This window comes from Opitutus sp. ER46, assembly GCF_003054705.1.
Classification (GTDB): Bacteria; Verrucomicrobiota; Verrucomicrobiia; order Opitutales; family Opitutaceae; genus ER46.
This window is the reverse complement of the sequence record NZ_QAYX01000025.1, coordinates 54,220-70,068: the sequence shown is the minus strand read 5'-3', so window position 1 is coordinate 70,068 and position 15,849 is coordinate 54,220. Positions and strand designations below refer to the sequence as shown.

The window sequence follows — 15,849 nt, the reverse complement described above, 5'->3', positions numbered from 1 at the left end:
GCATAACGTCGCCTTTCGTGCCAGCCTCCACTTCACGCCCCCGCAAACGTGTCGTCCTCCTCGGCGCCACGGGTTCCATCGGCGAAAACACGCTGCGCGTCATCAACGCCCACCGCGACAAGCTCGAACTGGTCGGCATCGCCGCCCGGGCGAATTGGGGCAAGCTCGCGGCCATCGCGCGCGAACACAACGTGCGGCACGTCGGCGTGTTCGAGGACGAGGCGTTCCGCGCCGCCCGGGCCGACGCCAGCTCCTTTCCCCCGGACACGAAGATCGTGGGCGGACTGGCGGGCTTGGTTGAGCTCTCGCAGTTGCCCGAGGCCGATATCGTGCTTGTCGCCGTTGTCGGCACCACCGGCCTCGAACCCGCGCTCGCGGCCCTGGCGGCCGGCAAGGCCCTGGCCCTGGCCTCGAAGGAGATCCTCGTCCTCGCCGGCAAGTTCGTGATGGCCTCGGCCCGGGCGAACCACGCCCGCCTGCTGCCGGTCGACAGCGAACACAACGCGGTCTTCCAATGCCTCGAAGGGCACCGGCACGAGGCCGTCCGTCGCATCATTCTCACGGCCAGCGGCGGAGCATTCCGCGACTGGCCGGCCGAGCGCCTCGCGCATGTCACGCCAGCCGACGCCCTCAAGCACCCCAACTGGGCCATGGGGCCCAAGGTGACCGTCGACTCCGCCACGCTGGCCAACAAGGGGCTCGAACTGATCGAGGCCCAATGGTTGTTCGGCCTGCAGTGCGACCAGTGCACCACGGTCCTGCACCCGCAGAGTATCGTCCACTCCCTGGTCGAGTTCACCGACGGCGCGCTGCTCGCGCAGCTCTGTCCTCCCTCGATGACGTTCCCGATCCAACATGCGCTCCTCCACCCCGAGCGCGTGAACGGCGTCGAAGCGCCCCTGGACTTCTCACGGCTGATCGGGCTCGAGTTCCGACCGGTCGACGAGACGCGTTTCCCCATGCTCCGGCTGGCGCGCCACTGCATGCGGATCGGCGGCGTCGCCCCCGCCGTGTTCAACGCCGCCAACGAAATTGCTGTCGCCGCCTTCCTCGCGCACCGGATCCCGTACCTTGCGATTCCGCGGGTTGTTGAGCAGACTCTCGACACGATCACCAACTTTGAACCCGGCGATCTCGCCGCTGTCCTCGCCACCGACTCCGAAGCCCGGCGTGTTGCCACGTCCCGGCTCGCCTAACCTCTTCGCCGCCCGTGTCCTCCGACCTCCTGCAGTCCATCTTCTCCAACGTTTGGGTCATGTTTCTGGTCGTGCTGCTCTTTGGTGGCTCGATCTTTGTGCATGAACTGGGGCACTTCCTCGCCGCCCGCCGGCGCGGCGCCCACGTCGAACGCTTCTCCATCGGCTTCGGACCGGCCATCTGGTCCTGGCACGGGCGTGACGGCGTGGAGTACCGAATTTCCTGGATTCCGCTCGGCGGCTACGTGCTCCTTCCGCAACTGGCGGACCTCGGGGCCATCGAGGGCGAAAGCAAGACCTCCGCCGATGCGCTGCCTCCGGTGAACTACGCGACCAAGATGATCGTCTTCGTCGCTGGCGCGACGTTCAACATCCTGTTCGCCTTCGCCCTTGCCTGCATCGTCTGGTACATCGGCCAACCCGTCGCCACCGGGTTCTCGTCGACGACGGTCGCCGAGATCATGCCGACGATCAAAACCGCGGACAAACAGGAGGTCGTCAGCCCGGCGGTAAAGGCGGGTCTCAAGCCCGGTGACGTCATTCTCGCCGTCGACGGCGCGCCGGTGCAGACGTTCAACGACATCGTCGAACACCTGGCGCTCAGCAGCGGCTGGAGCGACGGCCAGCGCCAGACGGTGTTCACCGTGCGACGTGAGGGCCGCCAGGTCGATCTCCCCATCCAGCCCGTCATCAGCGGCAACGAGAAGGTTCGCATGGTCGGGTTCACCACCGTCGCCAAGCTCGTCATCGGGCGCATCGCCCCCGGCACCCCCGCCGCCCAGTCCGGGCTGCAATTGGACGACCGCATCGTTGCCATCGACCAGAAACCCGTCCTGACCCTCACCCAGCTCGTCGACGCGTTGCGCGCGCCCGGCGACAAGCCGCTGGAGCTCTCCATCCTTCGCGGTGGCGAGGCCCGCACCCTCTCCATGAGCCGGCCCAAGGACGGCGGGGAGGTCGGCATCGTCGCCCTCAAGACCGACTTCGTCTACACGCACCCCTCGCCTTTTGCCCAGGTCGGCGACTGCGTGGTGAAAACGTTCCGCACGCTGTGGGCGCTGGTGAATCCCCGTTCCGACATCGGTATTTCCCATCTGAGCGGCCCGATCGGCATCATCAGCAACTTCGTGGACGTCTCGCGGGCCGGCCTGCCATTCGCCCTCTGGTTCACAATCCTGGTCAACGTGAACCTCGCGATCCTCAATCTCCTGCCGATCCCGGTGCTCGACGGCGGCCAAATGCTGTTTGCCACCATCGCCCGTCTCCGCGGCCGCGCGCTGCCGACGAACTTCGTCATGGCCACGCAGAGCGTCTTCTTCGTCCTGATCTTCGCGATGATCGGGTACATCAGCTTCTTCGTGGATATCCCGCGCATCGTGCGCGACTCCAAGGCCGAGCGCGCCGCCGAGGCGCCCGCCAAGCCGGCTCCAGAGTCGGCCCCAGCTCCCACTCCGGCCCCGGCGCCCGCCAAGTAGACACCCGTCGGCGCGTCAAAAAGGACGCCCGACACTCGCATGTCGCTGCGGGCCAGACGTCCGCGCGCGCGCCGCTGCATCGCCCGGGCCAGCCGCGGTCACGGGCTCGCCAATGGGCCGAACTGCCGCTTCATTTCTCTGCCACTTCCCATGTCCTACTGCCCGTCCCGGTTCCAGACCGTCCGCCGCCCCTCGCTCGAGGTGAAAATTGGCGCCGTCGGCGTCGGCGGATCCAACCCGATCCGCATCCAATCGATGACCACGAGCGACACCCAGGACGTCGCCGCGACCGTGCGGCAGTCCATCGCGCTCGCCGAGGTCGGCTGCGAGATCGTCCGCGTCACCGCGCCCAACATCGCCGCCGCCAAGTGCCTCCGGGACATCCGCGCGCAGTTCAGCGCCGCCGGCTTCAGCCACATCCCGCTCGTGGCCGACATCCACTTTCTGCCGAGCGCGGCGATGGAAGCCGTGGAGCACGTGGAGAAGATTCGCGTCAACCCCGGCAACTACGCCGACAAGAAGCGCTTCAACGTCCGCGAGTATTCGGATGCCGAATATGAGTCCGAGCTGCAGCGGTTGCATGACGCGTTTTCGCCGCTGGTGCGCCGCTGCCGCGAACTCGGCCGGGCCATGCGCATCGGCACGAACCACGGTTCGCTCAGCGACCGCATCATGAACCGCTACGGCGACTCCCCGCTGGGCATGGTCGAGAGCGCGCTCGAATTTCTCCGCATCGCCGAGGCCCACGACTACCGGCAGATCGTCCTGTCGATGAAGGCCTCGAACCCCAAGGTCATGATCCAGGCGTACCGCCTGCTCGTCGCCCGCATGGCCCAGGAGAACATGCACTACCCGCTCCACCTCGGCGTCACCGAGGCGGGCGACGGCGAAGACGGCCGGATCAAGAGCGCCATCGGGATCGGCTCGCTCCTGCTTGACGGCCTGGGCGACACGATCCGCGTCTCGCTCACCGAGGACAGCGTGTACGAGATCCCGGTCGCACAGGCGATCGCGGCCAAGGCCATGTCGCTCTGGCAGGGAGGCATGGCGGCGCCCGGGACTGACGCCATCGACCCGTATCACTTTGCCCGGCGCCCCACGGCTCCGCTGCCCTTGGCCGACCAGGTGGTCGCCGGCGGCGACCAGCCGCCGCGCGTCATCGTCCGCACCTCGCTCGCCGGTCTGGCGTCGCTGCCGCCGGCTGACCGTCGGAACCCGCTGAAGGACACGCCCGCCGAAGGCCTGCTGCTGCCGATCGATACCGCCGCCGATCTCGCGCGGCTGCGCGCCAGCGTCACCCCGCTTCCCGCCGGACATTTCCTCGTGCTCGAACTCGCTCCCGGCCTGGAGCCCGCAGCGGTGCGCCCGGCCCTCACCGGGCTCCGCCCGCGCACGGTGCTCCTGCGCGCTTTCGGCGCCGGCGAGACGGACGCGCTCCGGACCTGGGCGGAGGTGGCCCGGGACACCGACGGCGTCCTCGCGTGCGCGGTAAGCGCTGCATCCGTCCCGACCTTGGCGCCCGTGCTCCAGGCCTTGGACCCGGCGCGCCTGCTCTTTACCTGGGACGGCGGACAGTATCCGGATTCTGGAGGCGCCAACCACGCGGTGGGCGCATACCGGGCGCTGGCGGAGGCGCTGCGCGCGCTCGGCTCGCACGCGCCGCTTTGGATCCGCAATACCACGCGCACCGCGGTGCGGGCGGAGACTACGTTTCTCTCCAAGCTCCTCGAGTCATCCATCCTGACCGGCGCGCTGTTGTGCGACGGCCTCGGGGACCTCGTGAGCATCGAAACGGAGGCTGACCTGGTCCGGGCTACCAAGCTGAGCTATAACGTGCTCCAGGGCGCCGGGGCGCGCATTTCGAAGACTGAATACGTCGCCTGCCCGAGCTGCGGCCGCACGCTCTTCGATCTCCAGTCGACCACGCAGCGCATCCGCGAGAAGACCGGTCACCTCAAGGGCGTGAAGCTCGCCATCATGGGCTGCATTGTGAATGGCCCCGGGGAGATGGCCGACGCCGACTTCGGCTACGTGGGCGGCGCGCCCGGCCGGATCAACCTCTACGTGGGCAAGGAATGCGTGCAGTACAACATCCCGCAGGCCGAGGCCGACGAGCGCCTGATCGCCCTGATCAAGGAGCACGGGAAATGGACGGAGCCGGAGGCGCCGGTGTCCGCCTGAACCCTCGCCCTGCCGTATTCGAAAAGCCACGTCCCGCCGGGAAAGTCACCCAATCGTGACAGACTCGCACCCGGCTTCCCAAGCCGTTTTCCCGCCACCTTTCCCTCGGGAAATGCCCGGATGCCAAGGCATGGGTATTCCCCGCCCCCACGGCCAGAATCGTGGCAACCAAAAAACGAAAAAACTTATGCTCAGAACCGATGTGAACAACTTGTCAGAAAGTTCGCCTTGAAATGACTTTTTGGTTCCCCGTTACTCCGCCCCCCTTCAGAAGTCTTTGTGCTTTGCTTCGGTTCTTTTCCAAGCCCTCGATGATCCGCCCGCTGAGCCCCTCCGCAGCACGCCTGATAGTAGCCAGTCATCAGTAAGTTATGAATCGCCCTTTCGGGGGCGTTCCCGCTGATGGCCGAACCCAATTTCTGTTGCGTGAGAGTGGAAGCGCGGAGTACCGAGTGGCCTGCCGAAAACCTCCGTCCCAGGCGCAGTGTGAATAAACCCGCCTTTTTGTCCGCTCGTCATGCCTACAACCGCCCTCGCTCCCAGCCTCTGGGAAACCGTCAAGTGCGACTTTAAGTCGCTCTTCCCGGAAGACGTTTTCCAGATGTGGTTCGAGCCGGTGGTGTGCCTGGAGACCACGGCGGACGGCATGACCCTCGGGGTCCCGAATGACTTTGCGGCGATCTGGATCCACGACAATTACCTCGACCTGATCACGCAGCGGCTGCGGCTGAACGCCGGCCGGCTGGTCAACGTCACTCTCCGCAAGTCCGACGCCTCCAGCCGTTCCAACGGCAGCGAATCCGCCACGAACCGGCTCGCCTCCGAAGCCAGCGCCGCGACCACGCACGGCCGCGCCCGCACCACGACGCCCCGCCGCTCCGCCCGCTACGATGACCGTGGGCTGGCGACCGGTACGCTCAATCCGCGCAACACGTTCGAGACGTTCGTCGTCGGCGCCAACAATCAGATGGCGCACGCCGCCGCCCTGGCGGTGGCCCAGGCGCCCGCGCAGGCCTACAACCCGCTCTTCCTCTACGGCGAGACCGGCCTCGGCAAAACGCATCTGATGCATGCGATTGGCCACGCCATCATGCGGAACAATCCGGATGCCCGCGTCGCCTACCTCTCGACTGAGAAGTTCACGAACGAGTTCATCCAGGCGCTGCAGGAGAACAGCCTCACCCGCTTCCGCCAGCGCTACCGGCATGCCGACGTGCTGCTCCTCGACGATGTGCAGTTCCTCGCCGGCAAGGAGCGCATCCAGGAGGAGTTCTTCCACACCTTCAACGACCTCTTCGAATCCGGAAAGCAGATCGTCCTCACCAGCGACCGTCGCGCCAGCGAGATTCAGAAACTCGAGTCCCGCCTCGTCTCCCGCTTCGAGTGGGGTCTGCCAGCTGACATCCAGGCGCCGGATTTTGAGACCCGCCTCGCCATCCTGCGCGCCAAGGCCCAGTCGCTGAACCAGCAGCTGCCCGAGCCCATCGTCACGTTCATCGCGCAGAACATCACGAAGAACATCCGCCGGCTCGAAGGTGCGCTGCTCAAGGTCGCGAGCTACTCCTCGCTCACCAACCGCGCGCTCGACCTCGCCACCGCGGAACGGCTCCTCCACGACGTGCTCCTCGAGCAGGCGCAGAACGTCCTCACGATCGAGACGATCCAGAAGCGCGTTGCCGACCATTTCCAGATCCGCCACAGCGACATGACCAGCAAGCGGCGGCCCAACAACATCGCCATCCCCCGCCAGATCGCGATGTACCTGACGCGCACGCTCACGAAGCACTCGCTGCAGGAGATTGGCGACGCTTTCGGTGGCCGCGACCACGGCACCGTGATCCACGCCTGCAAGGCCGTGGACAACATGATGGAGCAGGACTCGTCGATGAAGAGCACCGTCGAGTTCCTGAAAGCTCAGCTTTCGAAGTAACGGCCCGGCGCCCGCCACGACGAGGCCGCGCGTCCCTATCCCGGCCCGGCGCGCATCGGGCCCCGTGATCCGTTCCGCGCACACCTGATCCGGCACGCTTGCGTCGCGCGCACATCTTCCAACCATGTGCGCCACCCATCTCTCCATGAATCTCACTCCTGAGCAGACCAAGGCCGTGGCCGACTGGATCGCCGCCGGCGACAACCTCTCGGCCGTGCAGAAGAAGCTTTCCGACCAGTTCAAGCTCTCCCTCACCTACCGCGACGTCCGCTTCCTGGTCGACGATCTCAACCTCGAGATCAAGGACGCCGCCCCCAAGGTCGACGCGACCGACGTTACCAAGGCGCAGGCCCGCCCCGCGCCCGCCACGGAAAAGAAGGGTTTCTTCGACAAGGCGAAGGAGAAGCTGGGCCTGGGCAAGGAGGAGGCCGACGAGGAACTCCCGCCCGAGGAAGACATGGAGGACGCCGACCTCGAGGAAGCCGCGCCCGAGCCGGGCCTGGGCAACGTCCAGGTCACGGTCGACAAGGTCACCCTGCTCCCGGGCGCGCTCGCGAGCGGCACGGTCACCTTTAGCGATGGCGTCACCGGCAAGTGGATCGTCGACCAGTATGGCCGTCCCGGGCTGACCGAAATCAGCAAGCCGGGCTATCGCCCCACCGCGGCGGACAGCCAGGCGTTCATGCAGGAGCTCAGCATGTCGCTCCAGCGTCGCGGCTACTGAGCCCCGTTTCCCGGACGGCACTCCCGGCAGCGCAGTCGCCGTCTGCTCAACCCCATGCCCACGATCACCGTCCTCGCGGAAAACACCGCCCGCGGGGCCGGGATGCTGGGCGAACACGGGCTCGCGTACTGGATCGATACCGGCGCGCATCGTGTCCTGTTCGACACGGGCCAAGGCATGGTCCTCCAGCCCAACGCGGCCCGGCTTCGCATCGATCTGAGCCGCGCCGATGCCATCGTGCTAAGCCACGGCCACTATGATCACGTCGGCGGCCTCGAGACTGCCCTGGCCCTGGCGCCAAACGCCACGCTCTACCTTCATCCTCGGGCCACGGAGCCCAAGTTCAGCGGCTCCGATCAGGTCGCTGGCAGCCGCTGCATCAGCACCGAGTTCGTCAGTCGCGAGGCCTTCCGCAGCCCGCCGCGCCGTGTCGTCACATCACGCGAGCCATGCGAAGTCGTACCCGGCATCTGGATGACCGGTGAGATTCCGCGCACCAACACCTACGAGGACACGGGCGGCCCGTTCTTCCTCGACGCGGCCCTTTCGAATCCGGACCCGCTGCTCGACGACCAGGCCCTCTACTTCACGAGCCCGCGCGGCGTCGTGGTCGTGCTCGGCTGCGCTCACTCCGGAGTGATCAACACTCTGGAACGGGTACTGGCGCTCACGGGCGCGAGCTCCATCCACGCCGTGATCGGCGGCATGCATCTGGAGCGGGCGTCCGGAGTACGCATGAAAGAGACCGTGGCAGCACTGCGCCGGCTGGGCCTGCAAAAGCTCGGCCCCATGCATTGCACCGGCTGGGCCGCCACCCAGCAGCTGGCGCGCGAGTTCCCGGCCCAATGCCTGCATTGCGCGGTCGGCAGCCGGCTCGAGTACTGACTCCGGTGCTGCTCCCCGGCACGACGCTGTCACGCGCCGCCGATCGCTCCGACCCGGTGAGGAGCTGACCGGCCGCCCCGGCACCATGGGCCGTCGCATAAGCACGCGCCCCCAGGATCCATAGTGAACGAGGGCAACAATTATTATCACTTATCCACCAGCGATTAACGCGATAATGTCCAGATACTCGGGGATAATGTCCAGATACTCTCCGAATAATGTCCAATACTCGGCCGCCGCGGCGGTGCGTGAAACCGCTCGTTCAATCCGCGCCGAGCAGGTCCAGCAGTGCCTTCTCATCCAACACCGGCACGCCCAGCGCGCGGGCTTTCTCCAGCTTTGATCCCGCTTCCTCGCCAGCGACGACGTAGTGCGTCTTCTTGCTCACGCTGCCGCTCACCTTGCCGCCGGCGGCCTCGATCTTCGCCGTGGCCTCCTCGCGGCTGAGCGTGGGCAGGGTCCCGGTCAGCACAAAGGCCTTCCCCGCCAGCGCGCTGCTGGCCGCCGCCGGCGGCGTCGGTTCCAGCCCCACCGCCTGCAACTCGTCCACGAGCGCCCGGTTGGCCGGGTCGGCAAACCAGCGGCGTACCGCCAGCGCGGTCTTTTCTCCAAAACCATCGATTCGCAGCAACTCCGCCTCCGTCGCCCCCGCCAGCCCCGGCAGCGAGCGGAAGGTACGCGCGAGGTCCTTCGCCGCCGCCGCGCCGACCTGCGGAATGCCCAGGCCGTTGATCACGCGCCAGAGGTCCGCCTGCCGGCGCGCCGCGATGCCCGCGATGAGGTTTCCGGCCCAGACCTCGCCCGACTTCTTCAGCGGCAGCAGGTCTTCCACCTTCAGGCGGAAGATGTCGGGGATGGACGCGATGCGCCCGTTGCGCAGCAGCAGGTCGACCATCTCCTCACCCAGCCCGTCGATGTCGAGGCAGCCTTTCGACGCGAAATGCTCGATTCTCCGGCGCACCTTCTCCGGGCAGTTCGGATTGGGGCAGCGCCAGACCACCTCTTCCTCGCCGCGCGTCGCCGGCGTCTGACAAACCGGGCACGCGCGCGGAAACGCATAGGGAGCGCTCCCGGCAGGGCGTTTCTCCACCAGGACCGCCACGACGGCCGGGATGATCTCGCCGGCCTTCTCCACCAGCACCGCGTCGCCCACGCGCACGTCCTTGCGCGCGATCTCCTCGGCGTTGTGCAACGTGGCCCGCTTCACCGTCGTGCCGGCCAGGAACACCGGCTCCAACTCGGCCACGGGCGTCAGCGCACCGGTACGGCCCACTTGAATCGTGATGTCCCGCACCCGCGTCTCGGCGCGGTCCGGCGCGAACTTGAACGCGCAGGCCCAGCGCGGGGACAGCTTGCGCGCTGCCTCGGCCCGGCCATCGGCCGCCATGCCGCGGAACCCCACCTTCTTCTGCAGCGCGAAATCGTTCAGCTTCACCACCGCGCCGTCCGTCCCGTACGCGAGCGCCCGCCGCTTTTCGTCCAAGTCCCGGATCGCCGCGCACACGGCCTCGATGCCCCGCACTTCCGAAAACAACTCCACGACCGGCAAGCCCCAGCGTTTGAGTTGGTCACGATAGCCGGTCTGCGACGTCACCACCTCCGGCTCACAGACGCCCATGCCGTAGAGGACGATCTCCAGTTTCCGCGAAGCCACGAGCTTGGCGTCGAGCTGCTTCAGCGTGCCGGCGGCGAGGTTGCGGGGATTCGCATACGCCGCTTCGCCCGCCTCCTCCTGCAGTTGGTTGATCCGGCGAAACTCCTCCACGCTCAGATAGATCTCGCCGCGAATCTCAATCAGCTCCGGGACCGGCGCCGCCGCGAGCGTGTGTGGCAGCCCGCGGATCGTCCGCACGTTCGCCGTCACGTCATCGCCCTCCTCCCCGTCCCCGCGGGTCACCGCGCGCGTTAGCCGACCCTTCTCGTACGTCAGGCTCACGGCCAGGCCATCGATCTTGGGTTCCACGGTGTACGCGAGGTCCTCGCTCCCGAGCGCCTTGACGAGACGGGCGTGGAACTCCCGCAGCTCCCCTTCGTCGTAGGTGTTGTCCAGCGTGGTCATCGCCAGCCGGTGCTTCACGCGGACGAACCCCTCAGTCCGGTCATCGCCAATGCGCGCCGTGGGGCTCTCCGCGCCCGCCGCCGTCGCTGCTTCCGGGAACAGCCGTTCCAGTCCGGCGAGCTCCGCCTTCAGCGTATCGTAGTCGAAGTCGGTGATCTCAGGGGTGGCCTTCCGGTAATACAGCTCGTCGTGGTGCGCGACCTGCGCACGCAATGCGGCAATCCGTTTTTGGGCCTCGGCGGGAGACATGGGGGCAATTAGGGCGATATGCCGGACTGCCGCAAGGCGCGGGACACCGCCTTCGCCACGTCGGGCCCGCCACCTTCACCGGCCAGCCCGCGCCGCCGTCGCGGCGTCGAGCCAGGCCCGCACGCGCGGGGAGTCCGGCCGCTGTTGCAGCGCGATCGTCCACTCCCGGATGGCTTCGTCTCGCCGGCCCAGCCGGTCGAGCACCAGGCCGAGCGCGGCGTGGGCGTCCGGATTGCCCGGCCTGAGCGCCACCGCCTGGCGAAAACTACCCTGGGCCGCGTCCAACTGCCCGAGCTCCACCTGCAGGTTGCCCAGATTGAGGAGCACGGCCCCATCCCGGGGCTGCACGTCCAGCGCGCGGGTATACAGGGCGATCGCCTCCTCGCGCCGACCCGACATGGCGCAGACGTTGCCGAGATTGCTCAACGCCCCCGCATTTCCGGGCTCCAGGCGCAGGACCTCACGCAGCTCCCGCTCGGCCTCCGGCACGCGTCCCTGCATCGCCAGCGCCACCGCGTAACCATTGCGGGCATTCACGTGCCGCGGCGCCCGCTCGAGCACAAAGCGGTAATGCGTGATCGCCTCGTCGAGGGCCCCGGTGTCGGCGAGCGCGTTCGCGAGGTTGTTGTGCACCTCGAGCTGGTTCGGCTTGCCCTTCAATGCCACGCGATAATGCGCGATGGCCTCCTGGAAACGGCCGCGGGCGGCGAGCGCCCGGCCCAGGTTGTTATTGGCATCCGGATACTCCGGACGCAGTGCGACCGCCTTCTGGTGGTCCGCGAACGCCAGCTCCGCCTGGCCTGCCTCCCCGTACGCGACGCCGCGATTGTCGTACGCGAGGTAGTTGCCCTCTCCCGCCACCGCGAGGGTGTGGTTGAAGAGCGTCAGTGAATCGCGCCACACCCCGATCTGCCGGACCGTCGCGACCGCGAACGCGCCCAGCACCAGGACGACCGCAACCACGACCCCGCCGCCGAGGTGCCGCGGGGCGTCGGGGCGGCCCGCCCCGGCACGCCGCCGTTCGAGCAGCTCCGCCCCACCCCAAACCGCGATGATCGTCAGCCCGATCGCCGGCAAATACGTGTACCGGTCGGCCATGGCCTGGAGCCCCACCTGCACCACGCCGCTCACCGGCACCAGCATTCCCAGGAACCAACACCAGCCCACCGCCAGCCAAGGTTCCCGGCGGGCGCGCCAGAGCACCGCGACCGTGACGGCCACCAGGCCGGTCGCCGCGAGCCAAACGAGTCCGGGATGCCAGTGCCCGGGGTGCGGATACAGCACCGCCAGATCGGTCGGGACCAGCAGGTGCCCCACGTAGCGCCAGACGGCGATCACGGCATTTGCCAACCGCGCGCCCAACCCCAGCGCGCCACTCACCGCCCCGCTGTCCGCCTGCACGAGGTACGTGACGACCGCGGCCGCACCGGCCAGCAGCAGCAAAGGCACTTTCTCGAGCAGCAAGGAAGCCAGCGTGGCCGGCGGCGCCTCCTTTGCCTCCTCCGCCCCAACCGTTGCCACCGCGGCACCGCCGAATCGTCGCAGCGGCCAGAAGTCCAGCAGCAGCAACAGGCACGGCAGCGTGACGAGCATCGGTTTGGCGGTGAGGCCAAGCCCACACGTCAGCAGCGTGAGGCCATACCAGCCCCAGGCCGGCGCCCCGCGACGCCGGCGCTCGACGTACGCCGTGTAGCTCCAGAGGCACAGAAAGAAACAGCACCCGCTCAGGACGTCCTTTCGTTCCGCGATCCAGGCGACCGACTCGACCCGCAGCGGATGCCAGGCAAACAGCGCCGCCACCAGCGCGCTTCTCCAGTACGCGCCGGTGAGCCGTCGCAGCACGAGAAAGGCCAGCGCGGCATTCAGCGCATGCAGCAGCACGCTCGTCGCGTGGTGGCCGGCCGCGTTGCGCCCGAACAGCGTCACGTCGAGCTGGTGCGAGAGCACCGTGAGCGGGTGCCAGTTTGATACCACCTCGGCCGTCAGCGCCCATCGGACGCTCTCCGGCGTCAGCCCTGCGAGCACGTGCTCGTTGCCGGTCACGTAAAGATTGTCGTCGTAATTGACGAACCCGTTGCCGCAGGCGCGCGCGAAGAGCAGCGCCGTCAGCAGCGCGAGCCCAAGCGCCATCAGGGCGCTGGCGCGCCGGCGTAAGGGGACCGCCGGGGGACGGGACGTTCGTGCCTTGGCCATGGAGAACCAGCGAAAAAACCGAGAAGCCGGCACGAGACAAGCCGGCGTCGCCGCCCGCCGGCCCGCCCTATTTCTTTTCCGGCTGCGGCGTGGGCGCCGGTGGGGGGAAACGTACTTCCGGCAGTTCGCCCCGCGGCGCTTCCGCCGTCGCCGGCTTCGCCGGTGGGGTGCCGTTCGCAGGGGTGCTGGGCGCAGTGCCGTTGGCCGGGGCCGCCGGCGGCGTCGGTTCAGAATCGCCGGCCAGCGAACGCAGGAAATTCGTCGGCCCGCGCACAAAGGTCCAATCCGGCTTCTCGAGCGTACCCGTCAGCTTCACCTCGAAGATCATCGAGAATGGCGTGAGCACCACGCCCACCACGCTCTTCAGCACGTTGTCGCTTTCCTGGAACGGATAAACCTTGGCCCGGAAATCGAGTTGCTGCCGGTCGAAGGCGTACTCGCCATGCGCGTCGATGCCAGAGTTCGCGCCCCGGAACTTCACATCGGGGAACAGCAGCTTGGCCCCGTTCAGCTTCATCGTCGCGTGGCCGGTCGTGAAACGCAGGGCGGTGAACTTGAGCAGTTCCGACAGCGGGCCGAACAGCGCCACCTCGCCAATTTCGGGGCCACGCAGGACCGCGTTGCCCTCGCCCTGAAAGCTGAGCGGAGCGCTGTAGTCGCCCTCCACCGAGGCCACCAGGTCCACCCGGACGTTCGCCTTCTCCTGCACGAATTTTCCCGCCGGCGGGTTCGGCAACCCTTTCCGCTCGGCCGAGAAGTTCTGCAGCGCCGCCACGGCCGCGCCCAGGCTTGCGTCCGCCACGGTCCCTTGCACGGCCAGCCGGCGCTGGGTGCCCAAACCGGTGACCTTCGCCTTCCCGCGCGCCGTCCCGCCGGCAAACTTGGCCTCGACGCCCTCCACCGTGAGTTCGTCATCGCGCAGCACCGCCGTGAACACGGCGTCCTCGAAGCGCAGGTGGTGATACTTGAATTCGCCCGTACTCTGGGCCCGCAGATCCAGGCTCGAGTGACGCGGAGCCGGCGCGCCCGGGCCGTCAAAGCGTCCCCGGGCGGTGACGGTCGGCGCCTTCGCCACTTGGAACGGTCCCAGCACCGGGTCGCTCACCGGACCGATCATCCGCGCCGCCACCTCGAGCGGCACCGTCGACTTTCCGTCGAACTCAAACGCGCGCACCTCCGCGGATTCGACGTCCGTCGTCACGGCGAAAGTCCCCTGCACCCTCCCCCCGGTAGGATCGACGCCAAAGATTTCCAGCCCGTCGTAGAAGCCCGGGCGGATGAACAGGCGGGTTCTGACACGCTGCAGCGGCTGGCCCAGGATCACCGGCGAGGGGCTGTCGGCGAAGACGAAGACACTGGTCCGTCGTCCCTCCCGCCAGAAACCATGCACGTCGACACTCGCGGGCGGCGGGGCCACGGGAAAATCAAAACGCCGGAAGAAGCGCGGCCACCAGTCATGGAACCACCCGGAGATCGCCAGCGGCCGCAGCCGGCCATCGAGGAGAAAGCGATACTCGTGCGTCGCAAAAATGTGCTCGTAGCTGCCGTGGGCGTAGTTCTCGCCGATGCGGGCGTAGGCCACCGGGGCATAGAAGCGCTGCGGATCCAGCTCCACGACGGCATACCCGTCTTCCATCGTGATCCCGTAGGCGTGAATTCCCTGGAGCGCGACGCTCGCCGTCAGCCGCTGGAACCGCCATCCGGGCCCGATCGTCACGTCGGCCCGCCCCAATTGGAGCGCGTCAAAATCGAAGTACTTCCGCACGTCGACGCGCGTGTGCTGGTTCACGATGTCGAGCACCCGGGGCGAGATCTCACCCGCGGCCTGCAGCTGCGCCGTCTTCAGGTTGAGGTCGACTTCGCCCTTTACGCCAAGCCGCGAATCGAGGAGCCGCGCCGCCAGGTCCGCTTCCCAGGCCGAAAGTGACAACGGCCGGAAGGTCCCGGAGACATCCAGCACCGTCCCCTCCGGCGTCTGCACGGAGTCGGCCGAGGCCCGAAGTTCCACCGGTTCCAGCCGCCTGGCCTTGGGGTGCAGCCGGGCGCGCAGGTCCGCGTGCAAATTGCGCACCACCACCGAACCGGGCGCTCGCACCTCGTCGGCCTGCACATCGAGGTGGGTGGCCGACGTGTCCTCGCCCCAGAGCGGAAACAGGGTCGTCACGCGGAAGCGCTGCACCGACACGGGCACCGGTTTCTCCACCTGCAGCCCCCGCGCGGTCAGCTCCAGCGTCACGAGGGCCAGGCGGGTGGCCGACGGCTCCAGCGCGATGTCGAGCACCGGCTGTTCCAGCGCGCTGAGCTGCCGGGTCCACTCCAGCGCGTTCTTGCAGTACTCGGGAAAGCCGGTGCGCAGCCGGGCGCCGAGATCGCTCCGGGCACCGGCGGCGCCCCGCGGCAGGGCCACGGAACCGTGGAGGGAGACGACGAGACCGTTCACGCGCGCGCTGATCTGCCGGATGCGCAGTTCGCGATCGCTCGGCAGCAGCAGGGCATCGATATCGCGCACCAGCGGCTCGCTCCGACCGCTTGGCGAGAGCATGGCCGGCACCTGCAGCGCGCCCGCGATCAGGCGGATCTCGTCGGGTTCGAACTGGCCAACGGCGAGCCGCCAGGGATTGAGCCCCACGTAGGCGGCCTTCGCGGTCACCACCGGATCGGAATAGCCCGGCAGGAACAGCTTGGGCGACTCGACGAGGATGCGTCCGGTCGGGTCGAACACCGCGCGTTCGAACGACGCGCGCATCCCGGTCTCCTCCAGCCGCGCCTCGATGCGCCGCAGCAGGAAGCCGGGCAGCGCGAGCTCGTTGTGCGTGAGGATGTAGACCTGCGCGAACGCGACGACCGCGAGCGCCGTCCACAGCATGTAAAACAGAAAGGTCACGCCTGCCCCCGCCACCTGGCGCAGAGCCTCCTGCAGGAAGCGACGAAAGGGCTTCATGGCGGAGTTCAAGCGG

At 67.7% G+C, this 15,849-nt stretch carries 9 protein-coding genes; 6 read left to right on the top strand and 3 right to left on the bottom strand.

Annotated features, from left to right (window positions below; translation table 11 throughout):
- The first annotated feature begins 17 nt into the window (after positions 1-17).
- From dxr to DB354_RS18550, 6 genes are all read left to right on the top strand, one after another.
- Entirely contained in the window at positions 18-1,196 is a 1,179-nt protein-coding gene (gene dxr / locus DB354_RS18575) for a 1-deoxy-D-xylulose-5-phosphate reductoisomerase (RefSeq protein WP_233256697.1), read from the top strand.
- 14 nt (positions 1,197-1,210) lie between these two features.
- Positions 1,211-2,671, top strand: a complete 1,461-nt coding sequence (gene rseP / locus DB354_RS18570; protein ID WP_107837145.1) for an RIP metalloprotease RseP — start codon at positions 1,211-1,213, stop codon at positions 2,669-2,671.
- 150 nt (positions 2,672-2,821) lie between these two features.
- On the top strand, positions 2,822-4,852 hold the full coding sequence (gene ispG / locus DB354_RS18565; RefSeq protein WP_107837144.1) for a (E)-4-hydroxy-3-methylbut-2-enyl-diphosphate synthase: 2,031 nt from the start codon (positions 2,822-2,824) through the stop codon (positions 4,850-4,852).
- Positions 4,853-5,369: 517 nt separating this feature from the next.
- Positions 5,370-6,782 carry a chromosomal replication initiator protein DnaA gene (gene dnaA, locus DB354_RS18560; RefSeq protein ID WP_107837143.1) on the top strand — a complete coding sequence of 471 codons (1,413 nt, stop codon included), beginning with the start codon at positions 5,370-5,372 and terminating at the stop codon, positions 6,780-6,782.
- Between the two features lie 145 nt (positions 6,783-6,927).
- On the top strand, positions 6,928-7,506 hold the full coding sequence (locus DB354_RS18555) for a hypothetical protein (protein WP_107837753.1): 579 nt from the start codon (positions 6,928-6,930) through the stop codon (positions 7,504-7,506).
- Positions 7,507-7,560: 54 nt separating this feature from the next.
- The gene (locus DB354_RS18550) at positions 7,561-8,391 is read left to right on the top strand and encodes an MBL fold metallo-hydrolase (RefSeq protein ID WP_199226889.1); all 831 of its coding nucleotides are present in this window, start codon (positions 7,561-7,563) and stop codon (positions 8,389-8,391) included.
- Positions 8,392-8,653: 262 nt separating this feature from the next.
- Here DB354_RS18550 and ligA read toward each other — a convergent pair whose 3' ends face one another.
- The 3 genes from ligA to DB354_RS18535 form a co-directional block, all read right to left on the bottom strand.
- A complete protein-coding gene (ligA, locus tag DB354_RS18545) occupies positions 8,654-10,699 on the bottom strand; it encodes an NAD-dependent DNA ligase LigA (RefSeq protein WP_107837141.1) in 2,046 nt (681 codons plus the stop codon).
- A 75-nt stretch (positions 10,700-10,774) separates the two neighbouring features.
- Complete coding sequence (locus DB354_RS18540) at positions 10,775-12,892, bottom strand: tetratricopeptide repeat protein (RefSeq protein WP_107837140.1); 2,118 nt, start codon at positions 12,890-12,892, stop codon at positions 10,775-10,777.
- Between the two features lie 67 nt (positions 12,893-12,959).
- Complete coding sequence (locus tag DB354_RS18535) at positions 12,960-15,833, bottom strand: AsmA-like C-terminal region-containing protein (RefSeq protein ID WP_107837139.1); 2,874 nt, start codon at positions 15,831-15,833, stop codon at positions 12,960-12,962.
- Positions 15,834-15,849: the final 16 nt, after the last annotated feature.